General features: G+C 72.4%; 10 protein-coding genes and 1 pseudogene. 8 read left to right on the plus strand and 3 right to left on the minus strand.

What is annotated here, in order from left to right:
• Nucleotides 1-4 precede the first annotated feature (4 nt).
• From J2Z30_RS36130 to J2Z30_RS36160, 7 genes and pseudogenes are all read left to right on the plus strand, one after another.
• Nucleotides 5-6346 (plus strand): annotated as a pseudogene (locus J2Z30_RS36130) (type I polyketide synthase); the annotation flags it as partial.
• Between the two features lie 122 nt (nucleotides 6347-6468).
• Entirely contained in the window at nucleotides 6469-13359 is a 6891-nt protein-coding gene (locus J2Z30_RS36135; RefSeq protein WP_044567490.1) for a type I polyketide synthase, read from the plus strand.
• 130 nt (nucleotides 13360-13489) lie between these two features.
• Nucleotides 13490-14926 (plus strand): class I adenylate-forming enzyme family protein, encoded by a 1437-nt coding sequence (locus J2Z30_RS36140; protein ID WP_044567489.1) that lies wholly within the window; start codon nucleotides 13490-13492, stop codon nucleotides 14924-14926.
• Nucleotides 14923-15957, plus strand: a complete 1035-nt coding sequence (locus tag J2Z30_RS36145) for an ACP S-malonyltransferase (RefSeq protein ID WP_044567487.1) — start codon at nucleotides 14923-14925, stop codon at nucleotides 15955-15957. The genes J2Z30_RS36140 and J2Z30_RS36145 overlap by 4 nt, the downstream gene beginning before the upstream one ends.
• A 71-nt stretch (nucleotides 15958-16028) precedes the next feature.
• Nucleotides 16029-16634 (plus strand): TetR/AcrR family transcriptional regulator, encoded by a 606-nt coding sequence (locus J2Z30_RS36150; protein ID WP_044567485.1) that lies wholly within the window; start codon nucleotides 16029-16031, stop codon nucleotides 16632-16634.
• A 118-nt stretch (nucleotides 16635-16752) separates the two neighbouring features.
• Nucleotides 16753-17637 (plus strand): alpha/beta fold hydrolase, encoded by an 885-nt coding sequence (locus J2Z30_RS36155; protein ID WP_044567483.1) that lies wholly within the window; start codon nucleotides 16753-16755, stop codon nucleotides 17635-17637.
• Nucleotides 17638-17695: 58 nt separating this feature from the next.
• Nucleotides 17696-18076, plus strand: a complete 381-nt coding sequence (locus tag J2Z30_RS36160; protein ID WP_044567482.1) for a winged helix-turn-helix transcriptional regulator — start codon at nucleotides 17696-17698, stop codon at nucleotides 18074-18076.
• A 68-nt stretch (nucleotides 18077-18144) separates the two neighbouring features.
• Here J2Z30_RS36160 and J2Z30_RS36165 read toward each other — a convergent pair whose 3' ends face one another.
• Nucleotides 18145-18552 (minus strand): RidA family protein, encoded by a 408-nt coding sequence (locus J2Z30_RS36165; RefSeq protein ID WP_044567480.1) that lies wholly within the window; start codon nucleotides 18550-18552, stop codon nucleotides 18145-18147.
• Nucleotides 18553-18803: 251 nt separating this feature from the next.
• Here J2Z30_RS36165 and J2Z30_RS36170 point away from each other — a divergent pair, with 251 nt between their 5' ends.
• Complete coding sequence (locus tag J2Z30_RS36170) at nucleotides 18804-19592, plus strand: hypothetical protein (protein WP_044567478.1); 789 nt, start codon at nucleotides 18804-18806, stop codon at nucleotides 19590-19592.
• Nucleotides 19593-19605: 13 nt separating this feature from the next.
• Here the strand turns inward: J2Z30_RS36170 and J2Z30_RS36175 are convergent, their stop codons facing one another.
• Nucleotides 19606-21039 carry a DUF3616 domain-containing protein gene (locus J2Z30_RS36175; RefSeq protein ID WP_107073235.1) on the minus strand — a complete coding sequence of 478 codons (1434 nt, stop codon included), beginning with the start codon at nucleotides 21037-21039 and terminating at the stop codon, nucleotides 19606-19608.
• Between the two features lie 203 nt (nucleotides 21040-21242).
• Nucleotides 21243-22523, minus strand: coding sequence for a YeeE/YedE family protein (locus tag J2Z30_RS36180; protein WP_044567476.1), 1281 nt, complete (start codon nucleotides 22521-22523; stop codon nucleotides 21243-21245).
• Nucleotides 22524-22535: the final 12 nt, after the last annotated feature.

Genomic DNA, 22535 nt, shown 5'->3' on the forward strand with positions numbered 1-22535 from the left:
AAAGCTCCGCGACTATCTGAACAAGGTCACGACCGATCTGCACCGCACCCGTCTGCGCCTGAAGGAAGTGGAGGCGAAGAACCGGGAGCCGATCGCGATCGTCGCGATGAGCTGCCGCTTCCCCGGCGGGGTCAGCTCTCCGGAGGAGTTGTGGCGCATGGTCGCCGACGGCGCCGACGGACTCTCACCGTTCCCGAAGGACCGCGGCTGGCACGAGGAGGTCTACAACCCGGACCCCGAGAGCCAGGGCACCAGCTATGTGAACGAGGGCGGGTTCCTGCACGACGCCGCCCTGTTCGACCCCGTGTTCTTCGGGATCTCCCCGCGTGAGGCGCTGGCGATGGACCCGCAGCAGCGGCTGCTGCTGGAGGCGTCCTGGGAGGTCCTGGAGCGGGCCGGCATCGACCCGCTGTCCGTCAAGGGCACCACCGGCGGTGTGTTCATGGGCGCCGCCTACCAGGGATACGGCTCGGCCGGCCCCCTGGAGGCCGAGGAGGTCGAAGGCCATCTGATGACGGGGCAGACCCCCGCCGTCACCTCCGGCCGGGTCTCCTACGTCCTCGGCCTCGAGGGCCCCGCGGTGACGGTGGACACGGCGTGCTCGTCGTCCCTGGTGACACTGCACCTGGCCGCGCAGGCGCTGCGCCAGGGCGAATGCGACTTCGCCCTGGCCGGCGGCATCACCGTGATGGCCGTCCCCGGGACGTTCACCGAGTTCAGCCGCCAGCGAGGGCTCGCGTCCGACGGCCGCTGCAAGCCCTTCGCGGCGGCCGCGGACGGCACCAACTGGTCCGAGGGCGTCGGCGTGCTGCTCGTGGAGCGGCTGTCCGACGCCCGCCGCCACGGCCACCCGGTGCTGGCCGTGGTGCGCGGCTCCGCGGTGAACCAGGACGGCGCCAGCAACGGTCTGACGGCCCCCAACGGCCCCTCGCAGCGCAGGGTCATCCGCCAGGCGCTCGACAACGCCGGGCTCACCCCCGACGAGATCGACGTGGTCGAGGCGCACGGCACGGGCACCTCCCTGGGCGACCCGATCGAGGCCCAGGCGCTGCTCGCCTCCTACGGCCAGGACCGGCCGGAGGACCGGCCGCTGTGGCTCGGATCCATCAAGTCCAACATCGGCCACGCGCAGGCGGCTGCGGGTGTCGCGGGCATCATCAAGATGGTGATGGCCATGCGGCACGGCGTCCTGCCCAGGACGCTGCACGTGGACGAGCCGACCCCGCACGTGGACTGGTCGGCGGGGGCCGTGGAGCTGCTGACCGAGGCCCGGCCCTGGCCGGAGACGGGCCGTCCGCGCCGGGTGGGGATCTCCTCGTTCGCCATCAGCGGCACCAACGCGCACACCATCATCGAGCAGGCCCCCGAGGCCGAGGAGCCCGAGCAGACCGAGCCCGGGGCCGGGGAGGCGCCCGAACCCGTCGTCTCCGCCGTCGTCCCGTGGCTGGTCTCCGGCAAGGGCGAGGCCGCGCTGCGGGACCAGGCCGAGCGCCTTTACGCCCGTCTGACGGAGCACGGCCCCGCCCTGGACGGAGATCCCGCGATGGCGTCGGCGGCGGACGTCGGCTACTCCCTGGCGGTGTCCCGGTCGGCGTTCGAGCACCGCGCGGCGGTGATCGGCGAGGACCGCGAGAGCCTGCTGCGCGGCCTTCGGGCCCTGGCCCAGGGCGAGATCGCGCCGGGCGTGGCCAGGGGGCAGGCGGCGAAGGGACGCAGGACCGCCTTCCTCTTCACCGGCCAGGGCGCGCAGCGCCCCGGCATGGGGCGGGAACTGTACGACGCCTTCCCGGTGTTCGCCCGCGCCCTGGACGAGGTGTGTACGCATCTGGACGTAGCTCTGGACCGCCCGCTGAAGGACGTGATGTTCGCGGCGGAGGGCAGTGCGGACGCCGAGCTGCTGGACCGGACGGCGTTCACCCAGCCCGCGCTGTTCGCGGTCGAGGTGGCGTTGTTCCGGCTGCTGGAGCACTGGGGTGTCACCCCGGACGTGCTGATCGGCCACTCGGTGGGCGAGATCGCCGCCGCGCATGTGGCGGGCGTGTTCTCGCTGGCGGACGCGTGCACACTGATCGCGGCCCGGGGGCGTCTGATGCAGGCGCTGCCCGAGGGCGGCGCGATGGTGGCGGTCCAGGCGTCGGAGGAGGAGATCTCCGGTTCGCTGGCGGGGCGTGCGGCCGAGGTGAGCATCGCCGCCGTCAACGGCCCCGGCTCCGTGGTCATCGCGGGCGACGAGGCGGCGGCGCTGGAGATCGCCGGGCAGTGGGCGGAGCAGGGCCGCAAGACCCGCCGGCTGCGGGTCAGCCACGCCTTCCACTCGCCCCGCATGGACGCCATGCTGGACGACTTCCGCAAGGTCGTCGAAGGGCTCTCGTTCGCCGCGCCGGCCCTTCCCTTCGTCTCCAACGTCACCGGGGCACTGGCCACGGAGGCCGAGGTCCGCACCCCCGACTACTGGGTGCGGCATGTGCGCGGGGCCGTGCGCTTCGCGGACGGGGTGCGCAGCCTCGAGGCGCAGGATGTGAACACCTTCCTGGAGGTCGGCCCGGACGCCGTGCTGTCGGCCATGGCCCAGGACTGTCTGACCGAGCGGTCCGAGCGCGCCACGGGTGGCCCGGTGTTGGTGCCGGTGCTGCGCAGGGACCGGCCGGAGGCCCAGGCGCTGACGGCCGCCGTCACCGAACTCCACCTCCACGGCGCCACGGTCGACTGGGAGCGGGTCTTCTCCGGGCGCGGCGCGCGGCGGATGGACCTCCCCACCTACGCCTTCCAGCGTCAGCGCTACTGGCTCGACTCCACCGCGGCCATCGGCGACGTCGGCTCGGTGGGCCTCGGACCGGTGTGGCACCCCCTGCTGGGCGCCGTGGTCTCGCTGGCGGGCGGTGGCGGAGTGCTGCTGAGCGGGCGGCTGTCGCTCGCCACCCACGCCTGGCTCGCCGACCACGCGGTGCACGGAGTGGCGCTGGTGCCCGGAACGGCCTTCGTGGAGATGGCCGTCCAGGCGGGCGACCAGGTGGGCTGCGGCCGGGTCGAGGAGCTGGTCCTCGAGGCGCCCCTGGTGGTGCCCGAGCGCGGTGGCGTCCAGATCCAGGTCGAGGTGGGCGAGGTCGACGCCCTCGGCCATCGTGAGGTGAGCGTCTACTCGCGGAACGAGTCGGCCGACGACCGGGCCGACCTCGGGCAGCCGTGGGTGCGGCACGCGCACGGTGTGCTGACCCCGCCCGGCCCGGCGGCCTCGTTCGACTTCGCCAAGTGGCCGCCGGGCGGCTCCAAGCCGGTCGACGTCTCCGGCGGGTACGAGCACGCCGCCGAGCACGGGCTGCGCTACGGCCCCGCGTTCCAGGGGCTGCGGCGCGCCTGGCGGCGCGGCGACGCGGTCTTCGCCGATGTGGAGCTGTCCGAGGACCAGCTCGGCACCGCGAAGTACTTCGGACTGCACCCGGCCCTGTTCGACGCGGCACTCCACGCCATCGGCGTGGGCAACGCGGCACGCGGCGGCGAGGACGCGCCGAGCGCGGGCACGCTGCTGCCGTTCTCCTGGCGGGGCTTCTCCCTGGACGCCGTCGGCGCGGGAGCGCTGCGCGTACGGGTGATCCCGGACGGGCGGCAGGCGGTGTCGCTGGCGATCGCCGACACCTCGGGCCGCCCGGTGGCCTCCGTCGACTCCCTCGTCCTGCGGCCCATGCAGGCCGACGCGCTGCGCAACGCGGGCCGCGTCGCCGGTGACGCGCTGTTCCGCATGGAGTGGACGGCGGACACGGCCAAGCCCGCCGAGGGCGTGGCCGCGGGCTGGTCGGCGGTGCTGGGCGACGACCGCCTCGGCGTGGGCGCCGCCCTGGAGGCATCCGGCGGCACCGCCGATGTGTACACGGACCCGGTGGCGCTCGGCGACGCCGTGGCGGCGGGCACGCTCATGCCCGGCATGGTGGTGTTGCCGGTCGTCTCGGGCGGCCCGGACGTGGTGGACGAGGTGCACACGCGGGTAGCCGAGGCGCTGGAGGCCGTCCAGTCGTGGGTGGCGGACGAGCGGTTCGCGGGCACCCGGCTGGTGCTCGTGACACGGGGCGCCGTGGACACCGGTGACGGTGTGACGGACCTGGCGGGCGCGGCCGTATGGGGGCTGGTGCGCTCGGCGCAGTCGGAGAACCCGGGCCGGGTGGTGCTGGTCGACACCGACGATGTCGAGCGGTCGGCGGCGCTGCTCGCCGGGGTGGTGGCCGCCGGCGAGGAGCAGGTGGTGGTGCGCTCCGGTGAGGTCCGCGTGCCCCGCCTGGGCCGGGCGCTGCCCTCAGCCGACGCCCCGGAGTCGGAGGTGTTCGGCTCCGGCGCGGTGCTGCTCACCGGCGGCACGGGTGTGCTGGGCGGCCTGGTGGCCCGGCATCTGGTCACCCGGCACGGCGTCAAGAAGCTGGTGCTGCTCTCCCGCCGTGGCGCGGAGGCGGACGGCGCCGCCGAGACACGGGCCGAGCTGGCGGCCGCCGGTGCCGAGGTGCTGATCGAGGCGTGTGACGCCGCCGACCGTGAGGCGCTCGCCGCCGTGCTGTCGGGGCTGCCGGACGGCTTCGCGCCGAGTGCCGTGGTGCACGCGGCCGGGGTGCTCGACGACGGGCTGTTCGCCTCGTTGACGCCCGAGCGGGTGAGCGCGGTGCTGCGCGCGAAGGTGGACGCGGCGTGGAACCTGCACGAGCTGACGGCGGGGATGGACCTGTCGGCCTTCGTCCTGTTCTCGTCGGCCGCCGGTGTGCTCGGCGCGGCCGGGCAGAGCAACTACGCGGCGGCGAACGTGTTCCTGGACGGCCTCGCCTCATGGCGCCGCGCCCAGGGGCTGCCGGGTGTCTCGCTGGCGTGGGGCCTGTGGGCGCAGGCCAGTGGCATGACCCGGCATCTGGAGCAGGGGGACCTCCGCCGGGTGTCGCGCTCCGGTCTGGTGCCGCTCTCCTCCGAGGAGGGCCTGGAGCTCTTCGACGCGGGTGTCATCTCCGGTCAGGCCGTGGTGATCCCCACCCGGCTGGACCTGGGCGCCCTGCGCGCCCAGGGCGCCGCACTGCCCGCGGTGTTCCGTGCCGTCGTCCCGGATTCCCCCGTCCGGCGTGCGGCCGGAGCGGCGAAGTCCGAGGCGGGCGACCAGTCCACCCAGCTGCGGCAGCAGCTGGCCGGGCTGTCGGAGGCCGAGACCGAGGAGGCGCTGCTCGAACTGGTGCGTACCCTCGCCGCCGCGGTGCTCGGGTTCGGGTCGCCCCATGACGTGGACACCGGCCACGAGTTCATGGAGATGGGCTTCAACTCCCTGACGGCGGTGGAGTTCCGCAACCAGCTCGCCACGGTCACCGGCCTCCGGCTCAACACCACGGTGGTCTTCGACTTCCCGAGCCCCACCGAGCTGGTGGCCCATCTGCGGCCCCGGATCGCGGCCGGGATCGCCTCCGCGCCCGCCGGCCGCCAGGTCCAGGAGCCGTCGGTACCGGCCGCTCCGGCCGCCGCCCAGGCCGCCGCTCCGGCGCCCGCCGACGCGTCTCCGGCGGCGCAGGGGGACGCGCCCGACACCCTGGGCTCCCTGTTCCGGGAGGCGGCGGCGCAGGGCAAGACCAAGGTCGGCATGGATCTGCTGGTGAACGCCGCGCGGCTGCGTCCCACCTTCGAGGACCCGGCCGACTTCGAGGGGCACATCAGGCCCGTACGGCTCTCCCGGGGCGTCGAACACCTCAAGCTGATGTGCTTCTCCTCGTACATGGCGCTGGGCGGTGTCCACCAGTACGCGCAGCTCGCCGCCCCCTTCCGGGGCGGCCGGGACGTCGCGGCCCTTCCGGCCGTGGGGTTCGTCCAGGGCGAGAGCCTTCCGGCCACCCCGGAGGCGCTGTTCCGCTTCCAGGCGCGGATCGTTGCCGAGTACGCCGACGGCGCCCCGGTCGTCCTTCTCGGCTCGTCGGCCGGAGGAATGATCGCCCACTCGGTGGCCGCCGCTCTGGAGAGCCAGGGCACACCGCCCGCGGGAGTCGTCCTGCTGGACACCTACCTGCCGTACAGCGCGAGCATCGGCCAGTTCGAGGACGCCATGCTGGACGAGATGTACGAGCGGGAGGCCCTCGTCTCCATGGAGGGTGTCCGGATGTCCGCCATGGGGTGGTATCTGCATCTGTTCGAGGGGTGGAAACCGCCGGAGAGCGCGGTTCCCAGCCTTCTCGTCCGGGCGGCGGAACCGATGGGTGAAGTGGCCCCGGACGCGTCGAGCTGGCAGGCGGACTGGCCGGCCGACTCCACGATCGACGTGCCCGGAACCCACTTCACGATGATGGAGAAGCAGGCGGGCACCACCGCACAGGCCATCGAGGACTGGGTGGCCAACCTCTAGCGCAGCACGCGCCCGCCCGCATCGATGGCCCGCGGGCGGGCGCCCATGCCGAAGCCGAGGTCGGCGCGGCACACACAGCTTTGACGCAGGGTCTTCCACAAGGCAGGAGTTAGGTGAGCACCATGTTGAACGGGTCCAGCGACTCGGGAGAGTCCATCGCGCAGGCTGGGCCGGATCGTGACGACAGTCCCGAACTGCCGTCACTCGGTCCGGATTTCAGGGAACTGCCGGACCTCGAACAGCGCAGGGTCCTGTTCGACCTGGTACGCGCATACGTCGCCGCGGCGCTGCGGTCCGAGTCACCGCGCACACTCGATGCCGAGAGCTCCTTCCTCGACCTGGGTCTTGACTCGCTCGCGGCGGTCAATCTGCACCGCGGACTGGTGGCGGCCACCGGGCTCACGCTCGAGGTGTCGCTCGCCTACGACCACCCGACGCCCAGCGAGCTGGTGGACCACCTCCACCGGCAGATCTTCCCCGTGGCCACGGACGACACCGCCCCCGCGCGTGCCGTCGTGGGCTCCGACGACCCCATCGCGATCGTCGGGATGAGCTGCCGCTTCCCCGGCGGTGTCAACAGCCCCGAGGACCTGTGGAAGGTCGTCTCCGAGGGCGTGGACGCCATCACCCCGTTCCCCACCGACCGGGGCTGGGACCTGGAGGCGCTCTACAGCCCGGACCCGGACCAGCCCGGCACCAGCTACGCGACCGAGGGCGGATTCATCCACGACGCCCCCGAGTTCGACGCGGAGTTCTTCGGCATATCGCCGCGTGAGGCCCTCGCCATGGACCCGCAGCAGCGGCTGCTGCTGGAGACCAGCTGGGAGGTCTTCGAGCGGGCCGGTATCGACGTGACCAAGCTGCGGGGGAGCAGGACCGCCGTCTTCACCGGCGCGGAGCACCACGACTACGGCCCCCACCTACAGAGCACCAAGAACGGCCTCGAGGGCTACGCGCTGACCGGGATCGCGGGCAGCGTCGCCTCCGGGCGCATCGCCTACACCTTCGGCTTCGAAGGCCCGGCGTGGACCGTGGACACCGCGTGCTCCTCGTCGCTGGTCTCCCTGCACCAGGCGGCGCACTCGCTGCGCCAGGGGGAGTGCGATCTGGCGCTCGCCACCGGTGTCGCCACGATGCCCACCCCGGGTGACTTCATCCTCTTCAGCCGCCAGCGCGGACTCTCCTCCAACGGGCGCTGCAAGGCGTTCGGCGCCGAGGCCGACGGCACGTCATGGGCCGAGGGCGTCGGCGTCCTCCTGGTGGAGCGGCTCTCGGACGCCCGGCGCAACGGCCACGAGGTGCTGGCGATCGTGCGTGGCACCGCCGTCAACCAGGACGGCGCCAGCAACGGTCTGACGGCCCCCAACGGCCGTTCCCAGCAGCGTGTCATCCGCCAGGCGCTGGCCAACGCCGAGCTGGCCGCGGACCAGATCGACGTGATCGAGGCGCACGGCACCGGAACCTCGCTCGGCGACCCCATCGAGGCGCAGGCGCTGATCGCCACCTACGGCGAGAGCCGCCCGGAGGGGGAGCCGGTGTGGCTGGGGTCCCTCAAATCGAACATCGGCCACACCCAGGCGGCGGCCGGTGCGGGTGCCGTCATCAAGATGGTGATGGCCATGCGCCACGGCGTCCTGCCCAAGACGCTGCACGTGGAGGTGCCGACCCCGCACGTGGACTGGTCGTCGGGCGGCGTGGCACTGCTCGCCGAGCAGCGCGCCTGGCCGGAGACCGGACAGCCGCGCCGTGCCGGTGTCTCCTCGTTCGGCATGAGCGGCACCAACGCGCACGCCATCATCGAGCAGGCCCCGCCGCAGGAGTCCGCCCCCGCCACGGACGACGACGCCGACGCGGACACGGCCTCCCAGCCCGTGTCGTGGCTGGTGTCCGCCAGGAGCGAGGAGGCGCTGCGGGCGCAGGCCGCGCGGCTGCGCGAGCACGTGGTGCGCCACCCCGACGCGCGGCCGGTCGACGTCGGATGGTCGTCCGCCATGACGCGTGCCGCGCTCGAACACCGTGGCGTGGTGGTGGCCTCCGACCGCGAGGGGCTGCTGCGCGGCCTCGCGGCGCTCGCCGAGGAGACCGACTCGCCGGGCCTGGTGCTGGGCAGGTCCATGGCACAGCGCGTGGCGTTCCTGTTCACCGGCCAGGGCGCCCAGCGGCTGGGCATGGGCCGCGAGCTCTACGAGACCTACCCGGTCTTCGCCGACGTCTTCGACGAGGCGTGTGACTACCTTGAGGTGCGCCTCGGGACCTCCGTGCTCGACGTGGTCTTCGGCCCCGAGGACGACGACGCGGCCGCGACCGGTGACGAGCTCGATCAGACGATGTTCACCCAGGCCGGGCTGTTCGCCTTCGAGGTGGCCCTGTTCCGCCTGCTGGAGTCCTGGGGCGTGCGCCCCGACTTCCTGATGGGGCACTCGGTGGGCGAGATCGCCGCGGCCCACGTCGCCGGGGTGCTGTCCCTGGAGGACGCGTGCGCCCTGGTGGCGGCCCGCGGACGGCTGATGCAGGAACTGCCCGAGGGCGGCGCCATGGTGGCCGTCCAGGCGTCGGAGCAGGAGGTGGCCGAGAGCCTGGAGGGCCGCGAGGACAAGGTGTCGCTGGCGGCGCTCAACGGCCCCACCTCGGTGGTGCTCTCCGGCGACGAGGACGCGGTGCTCGAACTCGCCGGCCACTGGGAGGCCCAGGGCCGCAAGACCAAGCGGCTGCGGGTGAGCCACGCGTTCCACTCCCCCCGGATGGACGCCATGCTGGAGGAGTTCGGCCAGATCGCCGCCTGCCTGGCGTACTCGGCCCCGGCCATCCCGGTCATCTCCAACGTCAGCGGCGAGGTCGCGGGCGCCGAACTGGCCACCCCCGAGTACTGGGTCCGCCATGTGCGCGAGGCGGTCCGCTTCGACGACGGCATGCGGCAGCTCGCCGACCAGGGCGTGACGACCTGTGTGGAGCTCGGCCCCGACGCCGTGCTGACCGCGATGGGCCAGGACTGCCTGGACGCCGTCGGCGCCGACGCGGCCTTCGTGCCCCTGGCCCGCTCCGGGCGCGCCGAGGCCCAGACGCTGGCGGAGGCGGTCGCCACGCTGTACGCGAACGGCGTCGGCGTGGACTGGGACGCGGTGTACTCCGGGCGCGGTGCCCGCCGCGTCGCCCTGCCGACCTACGCCTTCCAGCACAAGCGGTACTGGCTCGAGTCGGGCGCCGCCGTGACCGGCGACGCCCGGAGTGTCGGCCTCGGCAGGGTGGACCACCCGCTGCTCGGCGGCCTCACCGAACTGGCCGAGGGCGACCGCACGGTGCTGACCGGGCGCCTGTCGCTGCAGACCCACCCCTGGCTCGCCGACCACGCCGTGGCCGGCGGAGTGCTCTTCCCCGGCACCGGATTCGTGGAGCTGGGCCTGCTCGCGGGCACCGAGACCGGGGCGGGGCGGCTCGGCGAACTCACCCTCGAGACCCCGCTCCTGCTGCCGGAGCAGGGCGGCGTCCGCGTCCAGCTCGTGGTCGGCCCCGCCGACGAGTCCGGCGTACGGCCCCTCGGCGTGTACTCGCGCTCCGACAGCGACGAGCCGGGGGAGGAATGGGTGCGGCACGCCCAGGGCGTCCTCGAGGCCGAAAGCGGCGCCGCGGTCACCGACAGCCTGCTGCGGTGGCCCGTCCCGGGCGCGGAGCCGGTGCCGATGGAGGGGTTCTACGAGGGCCTGGCCCAGGTCGGTTACGGATACGGGCCGGTCTTCCAGGGGCTGGAGTCGGTCTGGCGGCTGGACGGCGACGTCTACGCCGAGGTGGCGCTGCCGGACTCGGCCGCCCAGGAGGCCGGACGGTTCGGCCTGCACCCCGCGCTGCTCGACGCCGCTCTGCACGCCATGGAGATGGGCGACTTCGGCGGCGAGAGCGGGCGCGTGACGCTGCCGTTCTCCTTCACCGGGGTGTCCCTGCACGCGGTGGGCGCCGGACGGGTGCGGGTGCGGCTGCGCCCGCAGGGCAAGGACACGGTCGCGCTGCTGGTGACCGACGCCACGGGCGCTCCCGTCGCCTCGGTGGAGTCGCTGGTGGTGCGCGAGGTGGCGGCCGAGCGGTTCGCCTCGGGTCCGCGCGGCAACGGTGGCGACGGAACGCTGTTCCGGGCCAACTGGGACGTGTTCGCCGCCGCCCGCGGTGGCGAACACACCGTGGGCGGCGCGTCCACGGCCGTGATCGGCGCCGACCGGGCGCGGGTGGCCGCACTGCTCACCGCCTCCGCCGTCGGGCACACCGAGTACACCGGGGTGGACGCGCTCCTCGCCGCCGTCGACGAGGGTGCCGCGGTGCCGGACGTGGTCTGGGCCTGGTGCGGCACCGGACCGGACGTCGACGATCTCGCCGAGGCCGCCCGCAAGGCGACCCACCGGGCGCTGGCCCTGGTGCAGTCCTGGCTCGCGGAGGACCGGTTCGATGGGGCCCGGCTGGTGGTCGTCACCAGCGACGCGGTCGCGACGGGTCCGGGCGAGGGCGTCGCCGGACTGTCCAACGCCGCCGTCTGGGGACTGCTGCGCTCGGCCGCCACGGAGAACCCGGGTCGGATCCAGCTGGTGGACATCGACCGCCACGCCGAATCGGCCACCGCGGCCGCCGGTGTGGTGACGGCCGCGATCGCGGCGGGCGAGCGCGAGGTGGCGCTCCGCGCGGGCCAGGGGCTGATCCCCCGGCTCGCCAGGAACGCCGCCGGGCGGGTCCTCGAGGCCCCCGCGGGCACCGCGGCGTGGAAACTCGGCACCACGGGCGGCGGCACCCTCGACAACCTCTCGCTGCTGCCCGACCCGGCGGCGGAGGCGCCGCTGGCCCCCGGGTACGTGCGGATCGCGGTGCGCGCCGCAGGTCTGAACTTCCGTGACGCGCTGATCGCCATCGGCATGTACCCCGACGACCACGCCACCATGGGCGGCGAGGGCGCCGGTGTGGTCCTGGAGGTCGGCCCGGGGGTGACCGACCTGGCCCCCGGTGACCGGGTCATGGGCATGATCAACGCCTCGTTCGGGCCCATCGCGATCGCCGACCGGCGGCAGATCGTCCGCATGCCGCGCGGCTGGACGTTCGCGCAGGGTGCCTCGGTGCCGGTGGTCTTCCTGACCGCCTACATCGGCCTGGTGGAGCTCGGCAAGCTGCGGGCGGGCGAGTCCATCCTGGTGCACACCGCCACCGGCGGTGTGGGCATGGCGGCCGTGCAGCTCGCCCGCCACCTCGGCGCCGAGGTGTACGCCACGGCGAGCCCCGGCAAGTGGGACACCCTGCGGGCGATGGGATTCGACGAGAAGCACATCTCCTCCTCCCGCGACCTGGACTTCGAGCCGCGCTTCATGGAGGCGACCGGCGGCCGGGGCATGGACATGGTGCTGGACTCGCTCGCCCGCGAGTTCGTCGACGCCTCCCTGCGGCTGATGCCCAGGGGCGGGAGGTTCCTGGAGATGGGCAAGATCGACGTGCGCGACCCGGAGGTCGTCGCCCAGGACCACCCCGGGGTGAAGTACACGGCGTACGACCTGGTCGTGGCCGACTACGACTGGGTCCAGCGGATGCTGGTCGAGCTGGTCGAGCTCTTCGACAGCGGTGCGCTGCACCCCCTCCCGGTGACGGCGTGGGACGTGCGGCGGGCCCCGGACGCGGTGCGGTACATCAGCCAGGCCCGGCACATCGGCAAGAATGTGTTCACCATGCCCCACGCCCTGAACCCCGAGGGTTCGGTGCTGGTGACCGGTGGCACCGGCGGCCTGGGCCGCGAGGTGGCACGCCATCTGGTGGCCGAGCGCGGAGTGCGCAACCTGGTGCTGGTCTCCCGGCGCGGTCCGGACGCGGAAGGCGCCGCCGACCTCGAGGCCGAACTGACCGAGGCGGGCGCGTCGGTGACGCTGGCGGCCTGTGACGTGGCCGACCGCGCCTCGCTGGAGCGGGTGCTGTCCGGCATACCCGCCGACCACCCGCTGACCGCGGTCGTGCACGCGGCGGGCGTACTCGACGACGGTGTCATCGACACCCTGTCGCCGAAGCGGATCGACGCGGTCTTCGAGCCGAAGGTCGACGCGGCGTGGAACCTGCACGAGCTGACGCGGGAGCTGGACCTGGCGGAGTTCGTGATGTTCTCCTCCGTCGCCGGTGTGTTCGGCAGCCCGGGACAGGGCAACTACGCCGCCGCCAACTCGTTCCTGGACGCGCTCGCCGCACACCGGCGCGGCCTCGGCCTCCCGGCGGTCTCACTTGCCTGGGGCCCGTGGGAGCAGGCCGGCGGCATGACCGGCACCCTCAGCCAGGCGGACATGGTGCGCATGGCACGTGAGGGCATGGCGGCCCTGTCCATGGCGGGTGGTCTGCGGCTGCTGGACGCCGGCGGCACGAGCGAGGACGCCCTGCTCGTTCCGATGCGGCTGGAGACCTCGGCGCTCAGCGGCCAGACCGACATCCCCACCCTGCTGCGCGGTGTGGTCCGGGTGCGGAGCAAGGCGGCGGCGGACGGGAAGTCGGCCGCTCCCGAATCGGCCAAGGTGCAGCTGGCCGGTCTGTCCGGCGCCGAACTCGACCGGGCGCTGCTCGATCTGGTGCGCGGCAGCGCGGCGATGGTCCTGGGGCACAGCGGCGCCCAGTCCATCGAGCCCGACCGCTCCTTCCAGAACCTCGGCTTCGACTCACTGGCGGGCGTGGAGTTCCGTAACCGGCTGAACTCGGCCACCGGGCTCCGCCTTCCCTCCACGCTGATCTTCGACAACCCCACGCCCGCGGCGCTCGCCGAGTATCTGCGCGGCCGGGTGGCGACGGACAGCCCGGCCGAGCCGGACGTCGATCCGGAAGAGGCCAGGATCCGTGCCCTTCTGACGTCGATTCCGCTGGAGCGGCTGCGCCGCGCCGGTCTGCTCGACACGCTCACCGAGCTGGCGAGCGGCAAGGAGCAGGCCGAGAAGGACACCGAGGAGAAGGAGACGGACTCCATCGACGCGATGGACGACGACGACCTGATCGACATGATGCTCGGGGATCTCGATACCTGACGGCCTGCGAGTCCCCTCGGAGACCTCCGGGGGGACTCGCGGTCCCGGCCCACGTCTCGCGGAGCGTCGGCGCCGCGGGTGGCTCTCACCCCAAGAGACTTCAAGAAGAAGAAAGGCTCAGTGAAACCCGATGACCGCAAAGGTCTTTGCGACGGAAGCGGTGCATTCGCTTCCCGAGTTCGAACAGAGGGCCCTGGCCATCGCCGAAGCGCTCCGCGAGCGCGGCGTCAGCGACGGCACCCGGGTCATGCTGAAGGCAGGCAACTCCACCGGCTATGTCGGGGCCCTCCTCGCCCTGATGCACACCGGCGCGTCGATCGTCATGGTCGACCACCAGGAGCGGGCGGAGGCCACTCAGCGCATCTGCGACCGGGCCGGGGTCAAGATCTGCGTGGTCGACGACGACACCCCGATGCCCGAGAGCGGCCCGGCCCGGGTCACCATCTACGAGCTGCTCGTGGCGTCCATGGAGCAGACCCCCGCCGAGCGGCGGCTGTCCCTCGACACCTGGTGCGAGCTGCCCGACGGCCTGATCATGTGGTCCTCCGGATCCACTGGGGAGCCCAAGGGCGTCGTCAAGACCGGGGCGAAGTTCCTGAAGAACCTGGAGCGCAACGCCCAGCAGGTGGGCCATCGCCCCGATGACGTCCTGCTGCCGCTGCTGCCCTTCTCCCACCAGTACGGGCTGTCCATGGTGCTCATCGCCTGGCTGGTCAAGTGCTCGCTGGTCATCGCGCCCTACCGGCGGCTGGACCGGGCGATGACCATGGCGGGCACATGCGGGGCCACGGTGGTCGACGCCACCCCGGCCAGCTACCGCAGCATGCTCAACATGATCGGCCGCAAGCCCGCCCTGGCGGACGAGCTGTCCGGCGTCCGGATGTTCTGCAGCGGGGCGGCCCCGCTGGACCCCGGCCTGGTCGACGACTACGTCAAGCGGTTCGGACTGCCCCTGCTGGACAGCTACGGCAGCACCGAGGCCGGGAACGTGGCCTTCGCGACCGAGGACAACGTGGTCGCCTGCGGGCGGGCCGTCGAGGGTCTGAAGCTGCGGATCGTCGACGACGAGGGCGCCGTGCTCACCTCCGGCGAGGTCGGGGAGATCCAGGTCCACTCGCCCGACCTGATGGAGGGCTATCTGGCGGAGGACGGCACCGTCGCCCCCGTCGACCCGGCCAGGACCGACTGGTACCCCACCGGCGACTTCGGCTATCTGGACGGCGGGGACAACCTCTTCGTCCTCGGCAGGAAGGCCGCGGTGCACCGCAACGGCCACACGCTCTACCCCGAGATCATCGAGCACAAGCTGGCCGCGGGCGGCTGCCTCGTCAAGGTCGTCCCCGTCCCCGACGAACAGCGCGGCTGCCAGCTCCTCTTCTTCGTGGAGGACGAGCAGCAGCGGGAGCCGCGGCACTGGCGGGAGCCGATCACCGCCCTGCTGCCCGACTTCGAGCACCCCAACCGCATTCACGTCCTGGAGCGATTCCCCCTGAACCGCAACGGCAAGCCCGACAAACGACAGCTCGAGCAGCTGGCTCTCGACCTGGCGCCGGGAGCGAAGGCATGACAGAGCAGCAGACCACCGGGCCACAGACCACAGGGCCGCGGACATCCGATCCGGAGACATCCGATCCGGAGACCGGCCGTACGGCGATGGTCTTCCCCGGAATGGGGCCCTTCCGCTTCACCGACGTGGGCGAGTTCCTGCTGACCAACCCCCATGCCCGGCGCCGGCTGGCGATCGCCGACGAGGTGGTGGGGTACTCCGTCTTCGACCGGTACCGCGCGTCGGACGCCGATGAGGAGGCGCAGTACGCCGAGCACACCCAGATCGCCTTCCTGACCCTCTGTCTCTCCCTCGCCGACTGGGCGGAGGAGACGCTGGGAGAGCGGCCCGAGCTGTGCGCCGGACCGAGCTTCGGCCAGCGGGGCGCGGTGACCTACGCCGGGGCCCTGCCGTTCGAGGAGACCGTGCGGCTCACCGCCGAACTGGCGCGCTGCGAGGAGGAGTACTTCCGGCAGGAGCACCGTGAGGCGGTCACGCACTGCGTGATCCACACCCCCGAGGAGCGGCTCCAGGAGGCGCTGGCCGAACTGGACGCGGAGGGGGAGTGGCACGACGTCTCCGGCTACATCGACCAGGGCTTCTACCTCGTGTCCCTGCGCGAGCCCGTGCTCGACCGGTTCAAGAAGCGGATCGGCGAGCTCGGCGGATACAACATGTACACCATGTGGCCGCCCGTGCACGCCCCGGCGTTCGGCGCCCTGCGCCGCAAGGCGGAGGAGGAGGTCCTCGGCACCTTCGAGGTGGCCGACCCCAAGCTGCCGGTCGTCGCCGACCAGAACGGCGAGCTGCTGACCGGCGCGGACGGTGTACGCACCATGCTGCTCGACACCTTCAACCGCCCGATCCGCTGGCCGGACATGGTGGACACGATGCGGGAGCACGGCATCACCAAGGTCTGCATCGCGGGTCCCGACAATCTCTTCGGCCGGGTGAACCGCACCGTGGACAACTTCGAGGTCGTGGCCATCGACGCCCGCAAGGCGATGCGCCCGCGGGTCCGGCAGAGGAGTGCCCGCCGGGCGAGGCGGTGATGGAGGCGCTGCCCCCGGGCAGCGCCCCCGTGTAATTGACTGATCGATCTCAAAAGGGTTAGCGTGCCGGTATGGCACGGAGGAAGGAATTCGATCCGGAGGTCGCGCTGGACGCCGCGATGCGGCTGTTCTGGCGCAATGGCTACGAGGGGACGTCCACCAGCGACCTGGTGGACGAGCTGGGCATCGCGCGGGCGAGTCTGTACGGGACCTTCGGGTCCAAGCGCGGACTGTATCTGGCCGCGCTCGACCGCTTCCTCTCCGGCGCCGCGGGGCCGAGCCCGGCCGACATCCTGGCGTCGCGGACATCGGCCCTGGACGCCGTCCGGGATCTCCTGGAAACCAGCGCTGCGGCCCCGAAACCGGACACGCCCCAGGGCTGTTTCGCGGTCAACGCCACGGTGGAGCACGGCGACTCCGACCCCGAGATCGCGCGGCGCCTAGAGGGCAACCGAAGCCGCCTCGAGACCGCGCTCTACGGCGCGCTGCTGAGGGCCCACGCGGAGGGCGAGCTGGCCCCCGGCGTCGATCCGAGGTCCGCGGCCACCATGCTGGCCTCGCTCAACAGCGGCCTGAAGGTGCTGTCGTGCGCGGGCGCGGACCAGCGCGACCGCATCACCACCTCCGTCGACGCCGTCATGGCGATGCTGACCCCGCCGGCGGCCGCCACCGGCTGACGGCGGCGGGCCACGGCCGCGCGAGCGCGGAGGACACCTGTGGTTGCCAGTGACTCATGCGTGCCTTAATTCGAGACTACTCAGTCCCGAAAATGCTGAGATCGATCATGGAGAAGCAATGATTTCCGACCATCGTGGAGCACCTCTCCGCACCGGCCGCGTCGCCGTCAACGGGACGAAGCTCCATTACCGAACCGCGGGCTCCGGCCCGGTGGTGGTACTGCTGCACGGCGTGCCCAAGACCGGCTATCACTGGCGGCACCTGGTCCCGAAGCTGACGGCACGGCACACCGTCGTCGTACCGGACCTCCGTGGTCTGGGCGACTCCGCCCACCCCGCGGACGGCTTCGACTGCGCCACGATGAGCGACGACATCGCCGCGCTGATGGCCCACCTCGGGCACGACACCTACACCGTGATGGGCGAGGACTGGGGAGCGGTGGTCGGCTATCAGCTCGCCGCCCGGCATGGCGATCACGTCGAGGCACTGGTCTTCGCCGAGGCACTGCTGCCCGGGTTCGGCTTCGAGGACCACACCGCCCTGACTCATGAGAACGTCTCGGGCGGGATGTTCCTGTGGCATCTGGGCTTCTACTTCCAGCCGGACGTACCCGAGATGCTGATCGCCGGACATGAGCGCGAGCTCATCACGTACATGCTGAAGGACGAGCGCAGCTACCCCGACACCGCCACCGCGGACGCGATCGAGGAATATGTGCGCTGCTACTCCATGCCCGGCGGCATCCGCTCGATGCTGGCGATCTATCGGGCGATGCTCGTCGACGCCGGGCAGAACCGGGAGGCGGCGCGGACGAAGCTGGACATCCCGGTGCTGGCGCTCGGTGGCGACGCGTTCATCGGCGACCGGAACGAGGCCCAGATGCGGCTCCTCGCGCACGACGTCACCGGCCATGTCTTCGAGGCCGGACACGACCTCGCCGAGGAGGCGCCGGACGAAGTGGCCGATGTACTGCTGGCGTTCCTGGCCGACCGGCTCACGTGATCGGAGCCGGCCCCCCTGCTCTCTTGTGGTGACTCGGGAACCGTAGGAGAGTGATCCTATGGGGACCAAGCAGTACACGGGCTCGCCCGAGGACGCCGATCTGATGCGCGCGGACTCCCTGGCGCGGGAGATCTTCGCGGATGTCGCCAACAAGTGGGCGTTCCTGATCATCGAGTTCCTCGGTGAACGCACCCTGCGCTTCAGCGAGTTGCGGAACGAGGTCGAGGGCATCAGCCACAAGATGCTCACCCAGAACCTGCGCATGCTGGAGCGCAACGGCCTGGTCCAGCGGAAGGTGCACCCCACCGTGCCGCCACGGGTCGAGTACACCCTCACCGAAGCGGGCCGGGCCCTGCGCGCGACGGTCGATGGAATGTGCGGCTGGACGCATACGTACCTCGGTCATATCGAGGAATCCCGCCGCCGCTTCGACGCCTGAACGAGCGGAGCGCTCACCCGTGCCGGGTGGTGGCCCCACGAGAGGTGGGGCCACCACACCGGCCACGCTCAGTCCAGGACCGCGGTGGCCTCGATCTCGACCAGATGCTCGGGTACGTCCAGCGCCGCGACGCCCAGCAGCGTGCCCGGCGGGACCGGGGTGACCCCTAGCTTCGCGGCCGCCCGAGCGGCTCCGTCGAGGAACTGGGGCATCTTGTCGGGGGTCCAGTCGACGACGTGGACGGTCAGCTTCGCCACGTCGTCGAAGGAGCCACCGACCTCGGCCAGGGCGGTGGCGATGTTGAGGTAACACCGCTCGACCTGAGCGGCGAGATCGCCTTCGCCGACCGTGACCCCATCGGCGTCCCAGGCCACCTGCCCGGCGATGTGGATCAGCCTCGACCCGGTCGCGATCGACACCTGCCGGTATGCGTCGATCTCCGGCAATCCGCTGGGGTTCACCAGGGTGATGGCCATGCTGCCTGCCTTCTCGTCATCTCTCGTGGTTACTCGGAAACCGTAGGAGAGTCTCCTCTGACATGGAAGAACGCACTTTTCGGTGACCGAGGAACCTTTTGGTGACCGACGGGCGAAGCGGCTCGCGCACCGGTTGCGCGGACGTCCGGCCTTCCGGGTTTGTCATGTACGGGCTACAGTGCGGAGTATGCGTGGGAGCGCTCCCAAGCCTCAAGCGCTCCCGATCCTCCCGACCAGCCGAAGGATCTCCCATGACCCCCACACCACACCGCGCCCTGGCCGTCGCCGCGGTGGCCGTGGCGGTGGCGCTGGCCGCCCCGGCCGCGCCACGGGCCTCGGCGCAACCGGCGGCCTGCGCCGCCGACGGCTTCTGCGAGGACTTCGAGTCCCGGACCGGGACCACCCCCGCGGGCCGCTGGACCACGGCCGTGGCCAACTGCTCGGGAACCGGCACCGCCACCGTGGACACCACGATGGCGCACGGCGGCACCAAGTCGGTGCGGATCGCCGGGAAGGCGGGGTACTGCAACCACGCCTTCGCCGGCACCTCGCTGTCCGGCCTGCCGTCCGGCGGTGACCTCTACGCCCGCTTCTGGGTCCGCCACACCACCGCGCTGCCCGCCCAGCACGTCACGTTCGCCGCCCTGCGCGACGCCAACGACAACGGCAAGGACCTGCGCATGGGCGGCCAGAACAAGGCGCTCCAGTGGAACCGCGAGTCCGACGACGCCACCCTCCCCGCCCAGAGCCCGGCGGGCGTCGCGCTCAGCACCCCGTTGCCCGTCAACACCTGGACGTGTCTGGAGTTCCGCCTCGACCGCACCGCGGGCCGCCTGGACACCTGGGTGAACGGCGGGCTCGTCACCGGCCTGGTGGTCGACGGCACCCCGACCCAGGACGTCGATCAGCAGTGGCTGAACCGGGGCGGGTGGCGGCCCGCCCCGGCCGATCTGCGGCTGGGCTGGGAGAGCTACGGCGAGGGCGACGACACCCTCTGGTACGACGACGTGGCCGTCGGCACCTCCCGTATCGGCTGCTGACCAGCCGTCGAGTTCAAGGGTTCAGGGGGAAGCTGACCGACCGGGACTTCTTCCACTCCTCGTGCTCCAGATCCTTGGCCTCGGTGCCGTCCCCGTACAGGTCGGCCGAGCCCCCGTCGGTGATGACCTGGGCGCGGGCGCCGGGCGCCGCGAGGTCGGGCACGTCCACCACGATCTCCCAGCCGCCCGGGTCGGCGGTCGGCAGGTCGAGCCGCTTGACCGGCTGGTGTCCGGCGACGCCGTCCCAGGAGTAGAGCGCGTACGGGGCGCTGTTGTCCTCGGCCGCCCAGGAACCGGCCACGATGAGGTACTGGCCCTTGTCGTTGCGGCGGATGTCGCGGACGCTCAGGCCCCCGAGGTCGAGGGTGACCGGGTCGCCGAAGGTGGCGTGGGTGTCCTTGTCGCCCACGGACCGGGCCAGCTCGTCGGCGTTGGTGACCGGGACCAGCAGCGCCTTGCCGCCGTCGGCGGGCGGCACCAGAGGCGCCCGGAAGCCGATGTACGCGGTGGATCCTGAGCCGGGCGCGAACTCCAGGCCCTCGACGTTGAATCCGTCGATCTGCTTGGGCACCTGGCCGTCCGCGGTGCCCTTGGCGAAGCCGAGCCGGTCGCCGTTGGCCTTGTCCCAGTCCACCAGGTCGTCGCGCAGGCCCTGGTACGAGCCGCCGACCTCGAGGTCGGTGTCGGCGCCCGAACCGGAGACGGTGGTGGTGAAGAGGGTGAAGCGGTCCTCCTTCGGCTCCCCGTCCTTGTCGTTGCCCAGCGAGCCGGTCCAGTAGATGGTGTCGCCGACGCGGGCCGCGCCCTCGATGTCGATCTCCTTGTCGACGTCCAGCCCGGAGCCGACGTCCCAGGTGCGCACCGGCGCGCCGGACGCGTCGCGGCGGTACAGGCGCAGGATGTTGGACTCGTCGTCGGCGACGACCATATAGCCGCCGCCGACGTCCACGGCGGCGGAGGAGTCGCTGGAGCCGGTCAGGTAGCGGGTGTCCGCGGCGTTCCGCACGGCGCCGGAGGCCGCGTAGTGCAGGGTGGTGGTGGCGCTCTTGCCACCGAGGCCGGTCACCTTGAGGGTGAGGTCGGTGTAGCCCTTGCCACGTGCCCGTACGGCCACCTCGCGGGTGGCGCCGGTGCCGGTCACCGTGACGTCCCCGGCCTGGGCGACCGAGCCGTGGGTGGTGGCGGTGGCGGACACGGTGAGCGCGCCCGTGTCGGCGCCGCTCTGGCCGACCTTCACGGTCACCGTCGGGTCGCCGGTGGCGCCGACGGCGCCGGACAGGTACGAGGTGGCGAGCTTGATGGTCGGTGTGCCATAACCGCTCGCGTTTCCGGCCACCGCGGAGCCCGGGAGCGCGGACAGCGTCACGGCACCGGTCACGAGCGCCAGCGCGGCGGCGGGGAGGACCCGGCGGGTACGGCGCGGAGGAGTGGCATGGGACGGGACCATCGTGAGTACCCTTCGTCGGCTGCGGGGCCGGCCGGCGGACCGGCACACCGCCCTGACGATGGATCATCCACATGGCGTGCGCATGAACGATCATCGAACATGAACCGCTCACGGCCCGTGAACCAGTCCCGGCCCATGGAAGTCCCGGCCCGTGGACTCTCAGCGGTGGACTCCCGAGACTCCCGCCCACGGGCCCGCCGCCGTCAGCAGACGCCGTCGCCTGGCTTCGGGTTCCCGAGCCCGAAGAACGGCCGCAGCCTCAGCCCGGCCCAGGTGCCGAGGAGGGCGAAGGCACCCCAGACCCAGCCGTGCAGGCTGCCGGAGGCGATGCCCGCGAGATAGGCACCGATGTTGCAGCCGCCCGCCAGCCGGGCACCGATGCCCATCAGCACCCCGCCGAGCACCGCCGCGGTCGCCGTACGCCACGGCACACCGCGGTGCAGGGTCCAGGTGCCGCCGAGCGCCGCCGCGACCGCCGCGCCGATCATGATGCCGATGTCGGTGAGGCTGGTCTTGTCGGCGAACACGGGCCCCGCGAGCATCTCCTTGTTCCCGGGCTGCTGCCACCAGCTCCAGCTCTCCGGATGGCCGCCGAGCGCGCGTACCAGCTCCGAGCCCCACAGGCTGAAGGCGCTGGTGACGCCCCACGCGCCACCGGAGACGAGCAGCACACCGGCGCCCAGCACGGCCAGCGCCAGCGCGCCGACCGCCAGCGGCCAGGAGCCGCGCAGCACACGGGCGGCGGCACCGCGCGCGGAGGGCACCGGACCGGTCGGCGGCGGGTTGCGGCGGGCCTGGACGCGCCGGCTGACCAGGACGATGGCGGCGAGCACGAGGATCGTCACCGCCCAGGAGCCGAACCAGCCGATGTGGTCCGCCATGACGACCGGCTCCAGCGAGGGCAGGTCCTTCCACAGGTCGAACTGCCAGGCGGCCAGGGTGGCGCCGCCGATGAAGCCGCCGAGCGTGAGCACGATCGACGTCTGCCCCGAGCCGACCGCGAAGAGGGTGCCGGAGGCGCAGGCTCCACCGAGCTGCATGCCGATGGCGAAGAGGAACGAGCCGATCAGCAGCCCGAGCCCCAGCGGTCCGCCCGAGGGCGCCGGAACGGACCCGAACAGCCCGGTCTTCGTGCCGATGAGCAGGGCGAACAGGGTGGCCGTGGTGCCCAGCAGCAGGGCGTGGGCGCGCAGCCCGGTGCCGTTGCCGACGGCCACCAGCTGCCGCCAGGCGGAGGTGAAGCCGAAGCGGGAGTGGAAGAGGGCGACGCCCAGGGCGAGGCCGAGCAGCAGCAGGACGCCGGGCTTGGCCCCGTGGGCGGACCATACGTACGCGGTCAGCGCCGCGGCGAGCAGCCCGGACACGGCGAGCGGCACCCGCCGCACCGGCGGCGCGGCGGGCGCCTCCGGCCGCGGCACGGAGGTGGGGGAGGGGGACAGCAGTGCGGCGGTCTTCGCCGCATCGGCGGGCGGGGCGGTGGTCACGTGCGGACTCCG

The organism is Streptomyces iranensis, assembly GCF_017874715.1.
Taxonomy (GTDB): domain Bacteria; phylum Actinomycetota; class Actinomycetes; order Streptomycetales; family Streptomycetaceae; genus Streptomyces; species Streptomyces iranensis.

Coding starts and splice junctions, on each gene's coding strand:
- J2Z30_RS36160 (WP_044567482.1), top strand. CDS start 17,696: ATGGGGACCAAGCAGTACACGGGCTCGCCCGAGGACGCCGATCTGATG.
- J2Z30_RS36140 (WP_044567489.1), top strand. CDS start 13,490: ATGACCGCAAAGGTCTTTGCGACGGAAGCGGTGCATTCGCTTCCCGAG.
- J2Z30_RS36150 (WP_044567485.1), top strand. CDS start 16,029: ATGGCACGGAGGAAGGAATTCGATCCGGAGGTCGCGCTGGACGCCGCG.
- J2Z30_RS36155 (WP_044567483.1), top strand. CDS start 16,753: ATGATTTCCGACCATCGTGGAGCACCTCTCCGCACCGGCCGCGTCGCC.
- J2Z30_RS36135 (WP_044567490.1), top strand. CDS start 6,469: ATGTTGAACGGGTCCAGCGACTCGGGAGAGTCCATCGCGCAGGCTGGG.
- J2Z30_RS36145 (WP_044567487.1), top strand. CDS start 14,923: ATGACAGAGCAGCAGACCACCGGGCCACAGACCACAGGGCCGCGGACA.
- J2Z30_RS36165 (WP_044567480.1), bottom strand. CDS start 18,552: ATGGCCATCACCCTGGTGAACCCCAGCGGATTGCCGGAGATCGACGCA.
- J2Z30_RS36170 (WP_044567478.1), top strand. CDS start 18,804: ATGACCCCCACACCACACCGCGCCCTGGCCGTCGCCGCGGTGGCCGTG.
- J2Z30_RS36175 (WP_107073235.1), bottom strand. CDS start 21,039: ATGGTCCCGTCCCATGCCACTCCTCCGCGCCGTACCCGCCGGGTCCTC.